This window comes from Rhodococcus sp. 320_ES, from assembly GCF_059691855.1.
The window spans coordinates 264,503-276,962 of the sequence record NZ_JCAWAG010000003.1; the positions used below are offsets into that span (position 1 = coordinate 264,503).

The window sequence follows — 12,460 nt, forward strand, 5'->3', positions numbered from 1 at the left end:
GGTCGATGTTATCGGCTGCTCGCGTATCGGACGTCGGCCGACCACGACATCGAAAAACCTCGCGTATACTTGAATACTCGACCATATTCAAGGTATCGAGTTGGGCATCTCGATGTCAAACGGGGATGAAGTTTGTTAAGTTGCTCTGGCATTCTCGGGGTGAGTTTGGCATGACAGGGGCGGGAGAGCCGGCCCGGGGGGAATTGTGACCGACTCTATTCAGATCCGCGGTGTCTCGTCGGTGGACGACGATTACCAGGAACCGTTCGATTTGACGACCGCACAGTACGGGATGTGGCTGGCCCAGCAGCTGCATCCGCATTCCACCCACAGCGTGTCGCACTACATGGACATCCACGGCGATCTGGACCTGGACCTGCTGGTGGAGTCCATGCGCATCGCGGCCGTGGAGACCGGTTCGCTCCTGACCCGCCTGATCGCTCCCGGTGACGCGGAGGACGGGCCGCACACGGTGCGCCAGGTGTTGGACCCCGCCACGATGCCGGACGAGCTCGAAGTCGTCGATCTGTCCAAGGACCCGGATCCGATCGCAAGCGCGCGGGCATGGATGAACGCGGAGTTCACCGCCGAGATCGACATGTACGAGGGCCCGCTCTGCCGCACCGCGGTGCTGATCGTCGGTCGCCAGCACTACTACTGGTACGCGCGCGCCCACCACGTGGTCATCGACGGGTACGGGTCCGCTGTCGTGGCGCTCCGCACGGCCGAGGTCTACACCGCCCTGCAGCGCGGGGAGACGCCGCCGCCCCCCAAGTCACGCCATCCGCGCGCGTTCCTCGAAGCCGAGGCGAGGTACCGCGCGTCGAGTCGCATCGAGAAGGACCGCGCCTACTGGGCCGAGGTCTCGTCGGATCTGCCCGAACCGGTGTCGTTCTCGGGGCGGTCGGTCGAGCCGTCGGCGTTCAATCACCGGTGCGACCGCACGTTGGACCTGCGGACCGATCGCGCACTCAACATCGCCGCGGACACGCATCGGACCACGGTGGCCGCACTCGTCGTCGCGGCCTTCTCGGCGTACCTCGCGCGCGCGACGGACACCGAAGACGTCGTTCTTTCGCTGCCCATGGCCGCTCGGGTGACCGCGTGGGCGCGGTCGTCCGCCACCATGACCGCGAACGCCGTTCCCATCGGTGCGCACGTCGGGTCGGCCACCACCATCTCCGAACTCGTTGCCGCCGTGGGCAACCGCATCGCCAATGCCCTGCGGCACCAGTTGCTTCCCGCGTCCGAGATCGCGGGTGACCTCCGCGCGTCGGGTGCCACCGCCGGGCCGACGATCAACCTCATGCTGTTCGGCGACGAGATCCGGCTGGGCGAGCTCGACGCCCGGCTCGACCTGCTCACGTCCGGGCCCACCGCCGACATGGCGGTCACCGTGCACACCAACTCGATCACCGGTCAGATGCGGGTCGACATCGAAGGAAACCCGGCCACCTACGAACTCGCCGACATCCAGCTGCACAGCGAGCGGTTCGCGCGCTTCCTGCACCACTTCGTGACCCGCCATCCCGACAGCGCGGTCGCCTCGATCGACCTGCTGACCGAGTCGGACCGACGACTTCTGTTGCAGGACTGGAACGGCGGCGAATCCGCCGACCTGGCAACGCTTCCCGAGATCTTCGGTCGCGGCGTGCTCCGGGCCCCCGATCGTCCCGCGATCGTCGACGGCGAGACCGTCGTGGACTACCGCGAGCTCGACCGACGCTCGAACGCCATGGCGCGCTCGCTCATCGGACTCGGTGTCGGGCCGGATGTGCCGGTGGCCGTAGTGCTTCCGCGGTCGCACGCGTCGGTCACCATGGTGTGGGCCATCACCAAAGCCGGCGGCGTCCACGTCCCGATCGATCCCGCGCATCCGGCGGAGCGGATCGAGCAGACGATTCGCGACTGTGGTGCGCGCGTGGGTGTCACCACGGCCGAACGCATGCAGGAACTGTCGACGCACATCGAGTGGATCGACGTCGACGCCGCTGCGGCCGTCACCGAGTTCTCGGCGCGTCCGATCACCGACGCGGACCGTATCCGGCCGTTGACGCTGGACAACCTCGCGTACCTGATCTACACGTCGGGCAGCACCGGAGTGCCGAAAGGCGTCGCCGTGACGCACCGCGGCATCGGGCCCATCGCCGACGCCGCCATCGCGGCGCACGGCATCACCGTCGGCTCGCGCGTGATGCATTTCGTGTCACCGGGTTTCGACGCGTCGATCCTCGAGATGTTCCTGGCGTTCGGCGCCGGCGGCACTCTCGTCGTTCTCCCCACCGGGGTCTACGGCGGCGACGAACTCGGCGCGCTCTTGACCGAGCACTGCATCGACGCGGGTTTCATCACGCCGTCGGCACTCGCGACCGTGTCGCCGAAGGACGGATCCACGCTGGTCGCCATCGGCGTCGGTGGCGACGCGGTTCCGGTTGCACTGGTGGAGGATTGGGCGCCGGGCCGGCGGATGATCGACGTGTACGGCCCCACCGAGACCACGGTCGCGGTCACCCTCGGAACGCTCGAGGCGGGCAAGAAGGTCGCCCTCGGAACACCGATCGACGGCATTCGTGCCTACGTTCTCGACAGCGCGATGTCGCCCACCCCACCCGGGTGCGTGGGCGAGCTCTACATCGGCGGCACCGGAGTTGCCCGCGGATACCACGCACGACCCGGCCTGACCGCCGCGCGATTCGTCGCCGATCCGTTCGGCGAGGGTCGCCTGTACCGGACGGGCGATCTCGTCAGATGGACTGCAGCAGGCGAACTCTCGTACGTCGGACGACGTGATCACCAGGTCAAGTTGCGCGGATTTCGCATCGAGCTCGGCGAGATCGAGGAAGCGCTGCGATGCCACACGTCGGTGTCCGACGCCGTCGTGGTGGTGAACGGGGAAGGTCTCGCGCGCACACTGGTCGGCTACGTGGTTCCCGATGCCGGGGCGACGTTGGATCCGGACGAGGTCACGGCGTCGCTGGTGGGCACACTTCCGGCGTACATGGTGCCGCACCGGGTGATGGTGCTCGACTCCTTCGAGCTGAACGCCAACGGCAAGGTCGACCGCCGCCGCCTCCCCGTGCCGGGTGAGCGCGCGGTGGTGAGCAGCCGTGAGCCGCAGACGCCTCAGGAGATCGCGGTGGCGTCCGTCTTCGCGTCGGTACTGGACGTGCCGTCCATCGCGGCGGACGACGACTTCTTCGCCCTCGGCGGAAACTCGTTGCTGGCCACGGTCGTTGCTGCGCGCCTCGCATCCGATGGCGGTTACACCGTGGGCGTGCGCGATGTCTTCCTGCACTCCAGCGTCGAACGGCTGGCTGCGGTTCTGACGGAGGGCGGCGGTGACGACAAGGGCCCGGTTCCGATCGAACGCACCGGTCCGCTGCCCACCTCGCCGTCGCAGCGCAGCATGTGGTGGATCGAGCGGTACCAACCGTCCGCGGCCTACCACGTCCCGCTGGCGCTGCGCGTCGTCGGTGAATTCTCCGTCGACGCAGTGCATGCCGCGCTCGAGGACGTCGTCGGACGACACGAGAGTCTGCGCACCGTCTTCGTCACCGACCCGGCCGACGATTCCCCGCTTCAGGTGATTCTCGACGCGCCGAGCTCGGCGCATCCACTGCCCTTCGACACCGTCGAACTCGAGGACGCGGACGACGCCGCGATTCGATCGGCGCTGGCGGAGACGGCATCTCGGCCGTTCGACCTCGAACGAGATCTACCGCTGCGGGCTCGCGTCGTCTCGATTCCCTCGCGCGGCGAGCACATCGTCGCACTGGTTCTGCACCACATCTGCGTCGACGGGTGGTCGCTCGGTGTATTGGCGACCGATATCGCCGACGCCTACCGGGCACGTCTCGCCGGCACCGCACCGACCACCGAACCGCCGGCCATCCAGTATGCCGACGCCGTGGTCTGGCAGCGGGCGACACTCGGAAGTCCCGCGGACACGGGCTCGGCCGCGAGCTCCCTGACCTCGTGGTGGTCGAACACGCTGGCGCACCTGCCGGACACCCGCCCGCCGGGAACCAACCGTGCCCGGCCGAGCGTCCCGTCGGGACGGGGCGGGTCCGTGTCGACCGTGCTCCACGCCGATCTGCGTTCGGCTCTCGACAGATTGGCGACCGGCACCGGCGCGACGGAGTTCATGGTCGTCCACGCCGCCTTGGCGCTCCTGTTGCGCCGCCTCGGCTGCGGCGACGACATCGTGATCGGCACCGCCGTCGCCGGCCGCGGTCATCATGACCTGGACCGCGTCGTCGGCATGTTCGTCAACTCGGTCGTACTCAGGACCGGAGTCGATCCGGCGCACTCCGTACGCGAGCATCTGCTGAGCGTCCGGAGCGCCGACATCGAGGCGCTGTCGCATGCATCGATGCCGTTCGACACCTTGGTGGAGCAACTCGACCCGATACGCCTTCCCGGACGGCACCCGCTGTTCCAGGTGATGCTGACGAACCGCAGCACGCCCGAGGTGTCCCTGGAGATCGGTGGGGGCACGGTCAGTGGCTACGGGATCGACCTGCCTGTCACCAAGTACGACCTCGAAGTGATCCTCGACCACTCCTCGGGACGGCCCGAGGAGACGGGCATCGTGCTGACCTACGCCGAGGACCTGTACGACGAGGCGAGCGCGCGCGCGATCCTGGACCGGCTCGTGCATGTTCTCGAGCAGATGGTCGCGGAGCCGGAGCGGCCGATCGATAACGTCGACGTCCTCAGTCCCGGCGAGCTCGAGCGTCTGGTGCCCATGACCGACGGCCGGCCGCAGCCCGGAGCAGTCGACATCGATCGAGCGCTGTCCGACGCGGTGCAGGTGGCGCCGGACGCCACGGCGATCATCGAGGGCGAACGATCGGTGACCTACGAGGATCTCGACGCTCTGGTGAGCCGCGGTGCCGCGCATCTACTCGGTCGCGGTGTCGGTCCGGAAGTCCGTGTCGTCGGGGCCCTTCCGCGATCGCTGGAGGCCGTCCTGTGCGTGCTGGCCGTGTCCCGCGCGGGCGGCGTGTACGTCCCCGTCGACCCCGCGTATCCGCAGGACCGGCGTGAGTTCATGGTCCGCGACAGCGGCGCCGTCGTCGGTCTGACCCACCTGCCGGTGGACGAGTCGGACTCGTTCTGGTGGTCGCTGGTGGATCTGTTCGCAGAGGAGGACGACCTCGACGGGTTCGTGTTCCCCGAGGTGCCGTCATCGTGCGCGCAGTACGTCATCTATACCTCGGGCACCACCGGCACCCCCAAGGGTGTGGAGGTGTCGCGCCAAGCGTTCGCCGACGCCGGTGCCGAACTGGTCCGTGCCTTCGACGCGAACGCCGAGGCCCGCGTATTGGGTTTCGCATCACCGAGTTTCGATGCGTCCATGCTGGAGATTGCACTCGCCATCCGCTCCGCCGGCACCTTGGTCGTCACGCCGGCGGGCATCGTCGGCGGCTCCGAACTCGAGGCTGTCGTCGAGGTCGACGAGGTGACGCACTGCTTCCTGACCCCGTCGGTGTTGGCGACGATCGACTTGTCCGGTGGTGCGCTGTCGTCGATGACCACGATCGGTATCGGCGGGGAGAACTTCGGGCCGGAGTTGCTCACCGCTGCGTCTGCATCCGGCCGCCACGTGGTGAATGTGTACGGCCCGACCGAGTCGACGATCAGCACCCATCTCCCGGCCCTCGACCCCGCGCGCGACGTGTCGATCGGGCTTCCGGTCGCCGGCGTCCGCGCCACCGTTCTCGACGGTCGTCTTCTGCCGACCCCGCCCGATGTGGTGGGTGAAATGTACCTTGCCGGTAGGCAACTCGCCCGCGGGTACGTCGACCGGCCGGGGTTGACGGCGACGCGTTTCGTCGCGGATCCGTTCGGTCCCGCCGGGTCCCGAATGTACCGCTCGGGCGACCTCGTCGTGGTCGACGGCGCGCCGTCACCGACGGTGAAGATCGTGGGCCGCAGTGACTTCCAGGTCAAGATCCGCGGCCTGCGCATCGAGCTGGGGGAGATCGACGCGGTCCTCGCTTCTGCCCCCGCGGTCGACCTTGCCGTGACGGTCACCGCGACGACTCCGTCGGGTGAAACGGCGCTGGTGTCCTACGTTCACGCTGACGGCCCGGTCGAGGTGGACGATCTGATGGCGCTGGCCCGCGAGGCTCTGCCCCGGCACATGGTGCCTGCGCGCATTCTCGTCCTCGACACGATCCCCTTGACCCCGGTGGGCAAACTCGACCGCCGCGCGTTGCCCGCCCCACAGTTCGACGAGGTGAGCGAGAACGACGCACCGCGAACCGAGCTGGAATCGGCACTGGCGCAGATTCTTTCCGAGGTCGTCGACGTCGAGAACCCCGGAGTGTCGGCCGACTTCTTCGCCCTCGGTGGCACCTCTCTGTCTGCCACCAGGTACGCGTCGCGCATCGGGGAGCGGATCGGCAAGCACGTGCCGGTCCGTGCGATCTTCGACAACACCACGGTTGCGGAGCTCGCAGCTCACATCGGCGAACTGCCCGCCGAGGAGCAGAACGACTCCACCGACGCGCACTGGCTCACGCCGGAGCTGCTGGATCGGACCCGCGCGTCGCGTGTGGACCCGATCGGATTGTCGCCGCAACAGCAGGGCATGTGGATTGCCAGCCGAATTGCCTCCACCGCAACGGCGTACAACATCGTCGCGGGTCTGCGGGTCGCCGGAAAGTTCGACTCCGAGATTCTCGCCGCTGCGCTGCAGGATGTGGTGGATCGGCACGAATCGCTGCGCACCACCTACCCGTCGACGGACGCTGGTCCGGTGCAGCGAGTGTGGACGGATCGCACGGTTCCGGTCGAGATCGTCGACGCGCGTGCCGGTTCCGTGACCACCGCAGAGCTGTTCGACGCCGTGGGCAAGGCGCCCTTCGATCTGCAGAACGAGCTACCGGTCCGTGCGCGCGTGGTACGCACTTCTGACGACGAGCATTTCTTGGCGCTCGCCGTGCATCACATCGCTACAGACGGTGAGTCGGTCGGTCCGCTGTCGCGTGACCTCCTTTTCGCGTACGCCTCTCGCGAGGCCGGTCGGGCGCCGGTCTGGCCGAGTGAACCGCTGCAGTACGCGGATTACCACCTGGCGCTCGAGGCCGCGATGGCCGAGGGACCGGGTGTGAGCGGCCTCGAATACTGGACACGCGTGCTGGACGGTGCGCCCGTCGAACACGCTGTGCCGCTGGACATGCCGCGACCGAACGCCGCAACCGGACGCGCCGACACCGTACGGGTGGAGGTGTCGTCCGACCTGCGTACGCGGCTCGCGGAACTGGCGCGCGAGCATCGGTCCTCGGAGTTCATGGTGTGGCACGCTGCGTTGGCAACGGTGCTGGCGGGAGCCGGCGGAACCTCGGACGTGGTTATCGGCACCCCGCACTCCGGACGCGGCGGAACAATCGTCGATTCGATGGTGGGCATGGCGGTGAACACCCTCGCGCTCCGCACCGAGGTGTCCGTGACGTCCACGTTCGCCGACACGCTCGACGCCGTGCGCGAGGTGGACCTCGACGCGTTCGACCACGCCATGGTTCCGTTCGACGCGGTCGTCACCGCCGTCGGACAACCGCGTCACGCGGCCCGGCATCCCATCGTGCAAATCGTTCTCGCGGTACAGGACTCGCCGCCGCTGACGGTGGACGCCGGTGACCGGTCCATCGTCGCCGTCGACGCACCGATCACGAAGTCTGCGTTCGACCTCGTCGTGTCGATCCTCCCGGATGTGAGCGGTGGCGCCGCTGTGCGCATCACCTATTCACGAGAGTTGTTCCTGCCCAGCACCGCTCGCGCCATTGCCGAGAGCGTGGTGCGGGTGGTGGAGCAGGTGAGCACGACACCGACGCTGACGGTCGCCGAGTTGGCGGTTCCCGTCCGCCCGGAAGCGGTTCTCCTGCCGGAGTTGTTCGATCGCGCCGTCGCGGCGAATCCCGACGCGGTCGCGGTGTCGGCAGCCGACGGCCGGGTGACCTACCGCGAACTGGACGAGTCGACGACTCGCCTCGCCCACCGACTTCGCGCGGCGGGCGCCGGACCCGGAACCACGGTGGCGGTGGCGGCGCAGCGTTCCCTCGCGTCCGTGACCGCGTTCTGGGCCATCGCCCGAACCGGGGCAGCCGTGCTGCCGTTGGACCCCGGTTACCCGTCCGAGCGGCTCACCTACATTCTGGACGACGCCCGGCCTGTGCTGGGGTTGACGGACGGCTCCACGATCGACGCCGAAAACTCGTTGTCGTGGTTGACGATCGACGACGACACCGTCGTCGGGGCGGAGCAGGACGCGACGCTCGCCCACTCGGACGACATCGCCTACGTGGTCTACACCTCCGGCACCACCGGCCGCCCCAAGCCCGTGGGTGTGACACACCGCGGCCTCGAGAGTTTCGCGGTGTCGCTGGGGCTCGATTTCGACACCGAGCCCTCGTCGCGCGTGCTGCACGTCGCGTCGCCGGGCTTCGACGCCGCGATTCTCGAAATGCTGCTGGTCGTCGTGCGTGCGTCGACGTGTGTCGTCGCACCGGCAGCCGTGTTCGCGGGAGACCAACTCTCCGAGCTGATTCGGCGTGAACGCGTCACCACCATGTTCATCACGCCGGTGGCGCTCACCACCCTGTCGGCGGATGAGCTCGCGTCGGTCACCACCATCGGAACCGGCGGCGACGCGCTGTCGGCGGCGGTGCTCGACAAGTGGTCGACCGGCCGACGTTTCGTGAATGCGTACGGGCCCAGCGAGTCGACGGTGGCCGCGACCATGGGCGTGCAGCAGGCGTCGACAGCTCCGCACATCGGTCACGCGGTGCCCGGCACCACGACGCACGTTCTCGACTCTGCGCTCGGCGAGACCGACGCCGGAGAGCTGTACCTGTCCGGAGTCGGGTTGGCGCGCGGCTACCTCGGGCGACCGTCGCTCACGGCGTCGCGGTTCGTGGCGGACCCACGCGGTACGTCCGGATCGCGCATGTACCGCACGGGTGACCTCGTGCAGGTCGTCGACGGTGCACTGCGCATCGTCGGACGATCGGACTCGCAGACCAAGATTCGCGGAATCCGCGTCGAGCCGGCCGAGGTGGAGTCGGTGCTGGCTGCCCAGCCCAGCGTCGAGTCCGCCGCGGTGACGGTGGAGACCGTCGGTGACGACACGTCGCTGACCGCGCACGTGACCACCGACGGATCGGTCGACGCGGAAGACATTCGTCGCGCGGTCGCGACCGTTCTACCGCGGCACCTCGTCCCGACTCGCATCGTGGTCCACGACCGTCTTCCGGTCACGGCCCACGGGAAGGTCGATCGCGGCGCGCTGAAGGCGGCTCCGGCTCCTACGCCGGTGGTTGCCCCGACGCTCGGCGGTTCGACGGTCGACGCGGTGCGTGCCGCTTTCGCCGCGGTGCTCGACGTCCCGGGGGACACGGTCGAGCCGGAGTCCGACTTCTTCGCGCTCGGCGGCAATTCGATTGCGGCCGTGCGGGTCATGGACATGATGCGTGACCGGGTGTCCGACGAGCTGCGCGAGCAGGTCGACGTCACCTGGTTCTTCGACGCCGCCACGCCCACCGCCATCGCGGAACGTCTCGACGGGGTCGAGGGAATCAGCACGGGGAATGCGCAGGCCTCACAGACCTTCGCCCGACCGCGCTCCCCGTTCGACATCGTCGTTCCGCTGCGCGCCGGCGTACCCGACCACCCACCGCTGATCTGCATCCACCCGGCGATCGGCCTGGTATGGAGCTACACGGGGCTGCTTCCGTTCCTGGACCCGAACACGCCCGTGGTCGGCCTCCAGGCGCGCGGCATCGCGACGACGGCGCCCGCCCCGGAATCGGTGCGGGAGATGGCGCGTGACTACGTCAACGCGGTACGCAACGAATACCCCAGTGGCCCTTACCGACTCATGGGGTGGTCGCTCGGCGGCTTGATCGCGCAGGCCATGGCGGTGGAGTTCGAACGCGTGGGTGAGAGTGTGGAACTGATCGTGATGGACGCCTACCCGTTGTTCGACGACGGGCAGGCCGGAGGCCGGTCGAATGTAGACGGGCGGGCCGGGTTGAATGGCGCCTCGGCGCGACAGGAGATGTCGGTCGCGGACCTCGTTCGGGAGTTCGTCCTGGACATGGAGGTCGACGACGACCTGACGGTCGATCAGGCCATCGCGTTGGTGCGCGAGCAGGGCGGTCCCGCGACCTTGCTCGACGACGATCAGATCCGCAGGCTGTACGACCGGTACCGACTGTTCGTCCGCCTCGGGTACGAGCACACCCCGGAGTACTTCGGTGGTGATCTCACGTTCTTCTCGGCCGCGCACTTCACCGGCGAGCAACGATCGCCGTGGGAGTGGCGCAAGTTCGTCGGCGGAGTCATCACCGACTACCCGATGGCGTACACGCACAACGAGCTCGGCACGCCTCGTGCTCTCGCCGAGGTGGCGCGCCGCATCGAATCACGCACTCTCGCAGTGCTGTCGGACCGGCTTCGATGAGCGAGACCGTCGTCGAGATCCGCAATCTCGTCAAGGAGTACGTCGGCCGCAAGGGCAACCACCTCGCGCTCAGTGGAGTCGACCTGGTCGTTCCCGCCGGTACGGTCACCGCGGTACTCGGCCCGAACGGTGCCGGGAAGACCACCGCGGTGCGCATCATCGCCACCCTCGCCGCGCCCACCAGCGGGTCGGTGACGGTCGCCGGAATCGACGTCACCGTGGATCCGCGTGCGGTTCGCGGTCTGATCGGGCTGTCCGGTCAGTACGCGGCCGTCGACGGTCGGCTCACCGGGTACGAGAACCTGCGCATGCTGGGCCGGCTGTACGGACTGGGCTCGGCCGGTGCCCGTGCGCGGGCGAAGGAACTTCTGCGGATGTTCCAGCTCGAAGACGCTGCGGGACGGGCGTCGTCGACCTACTCGGGCGGTATGCGTCGTCGACTCGACCTCGCGGGTGCATTGGTTGCGCGGCCACCCCTGGTCATCCTCGACGAACCGACCACCGGACTCGATCCGCGCAGCCGCGGTGAGCTGTGGGACGTGGTCGAGGACCTGACCAAGGACGGAACTGCGGTGCTGCTCACCACGCAGTACCTCGACGAGGCCGAACGACTGGCCGACGACGTGGTGGTCTTCGACAAGGGTCGGGTCGTCGCGACGGGCACTCCCGCCGAACTGAAGTCGCGACTGCGCGTTCCCACCGCGCACGTGCAGGTTCTCGATCCGGGGAATCTGCGCGTCGCCTACGAGCTGTTGTCGCGCATGAACTTTCGGACGAGCCCCGACACCGTGCGGCAGGGATGGTTCACCGCGGACGCACCGTACGGTTCGCGGTCGCTGATGGTGATCCTCTCCCGTCTGCACGGCACCGGAATCGACGTCAACGACGCGTACGTCAGCTCACCGAACCTCGACGACGTGTTCTTCGACCTGACGGGTGAGGCACCGCCTGAGCCGGATTCGGAGCCACAGCCACAGCCGGAGCCACAGCCGGAGCCGCAGCCGGAGCCGCAGCCGCAGCCGCAGCCGACGTCGGATCCGACGTCGCGTGCCGCCCGGGGCCGACACTCGAAGGCCACACCACTCGACGTGGCGGTGGTCAAAGGTGCTGCACGAGAACGCTTTGAGAAGAGGCTCCGATGACTGCCGTCATGTCCGCACCGCGCCCGGTTCGTCGTGAGGGAGTGGGCAGCTTCCTCGTCGACTGCGCGACCATGACGCAGCGCAACCTGCTGATCATCGTGCGGGTTCCGCAGTTGCTCCTCGGTGCGACGGTCCAGCCGCTGATGTTCGTGTTGCTGTTCTCCTATGTCTTCGGCGGTGCGCTCGGCGGAAGCGCGTACCGGCAGTTCCTGATGGGCGGAATCTTCACGCAGACCGTGGTCTTCAGCGCGGGCTTCACTGCCATCGGCCTTGCGACCGACAGTCGTGAAGGAATCGTCGAACGCTTTCACTCGCTGCCGATGTCGCGGCTTGCCATCGTGTTGGGACGCACCCTCACCGACGCACTGGTGTCCGTCGTCAGCATCGCGGTCATGGTCGGTGCGGGGTACGTCGTCGGATGGCGCATCAACGGATCGCTGGGTGCCGCACTCGGTGCGGTCGCACTGTTGGTGTTCTTCGGCTTCGCCATGTCGTGGATGGGCGCGGTGGTCGGATTGATCTCCGCCACAGCGGAAAGCGCCCAGAGCGTCCTGATGATCATCGTGTTCCCGTTGACGTTCATATCGTCGGCCTTCATTCCGTCGGCCACCCTTCCGGGGCCGTTGCGCTTCATCGCGCAGTGGAATCCGGTGACCTCGGTTGCGCGGGCCACCCGTGAAGCGTTCGGGAACCCCACTGCGCCCTCGAGTCTGGTCATGGAACCGGTGACGTGGGCGTCGCAGAACCCGATGATCTATTCGGTCATCGTGTCGATCCTGCTGCTGGCGGTATTTGTCCCGTTGACGCTGAAGGTGTCGGACGCACGGAGCTGATGGCGTAATCTCCGCCT

Annotated in this window: 3 protein-coding genes; all 3 read left to right on the top strand. The window is 67.9% G+C overall.

From position 1 onward, the window contains the following. Positions 1 to 205 precede the first annotated feature (205 nt). Genes AC59JP_RS11870 through AC59JP_RS11880 form a run of 3 tightly spaced genes read left to right on the top strand, consistent with a single transcriptional unit; the run spans position 206 to position 12,443 of the window. Positions 206 to 10,468 (top strand): non-ribosomal peptide synthetase, encoded by a 10,263-nt coding sequence (locus AC59JP_RS11870; protein WP_497325975.1) that lies wholly within the window; start codon positions 206 to 208, stop codon positions 10,466 to 10,468. Further along, entirely contained in the window at positions 10,465 to 11,610 is a 1,146-nt protein-coding gene (locus tag AC59JP_RS11875) for an ABC transporter ATP-binding protein (protein ID WP_497325976.1), read from the top strand. Before AC59JP_RS11870 ends, AC59JP_RS11875 begins: the two co-directional genes overlap by 4 nt. Next, on the top strand, positions 11,607 to 12,443 hold the full coding sequence (locus AC59JP_RS11880) for an ABC transporter permease (RefSeq protein WP_497325977.1): 837 nt from the start codon (positions 11,607 to 11,609) through the stop codon (positions 12,441 to 12,443). The genes AC59JP_RS11875 and AC59JP_RS11880 overlap by 4 nt, the downstream gene beginning before the upstream one ends. The last annotated feature ends 17 nt before the right edge of the window (positions 12,444 to 12,460 follow it).

Coding starts and splice junctions, on each gene's coding strand:
- AC59JP_RS11880 (WP_497325977.1), top strand. CDS start 11,607: ATGACTGCCGTCATGTCCGCACCGCGCCCGGTTCGTCGTGAGGGAGTG.
- AC59JP_RS11875 (WP_497325976.1), top strand. CDS start 10,465: ATGAGCGAGACCGTCGTCGAGATCCGCAATCTCGTCAAGGAGTACGTC.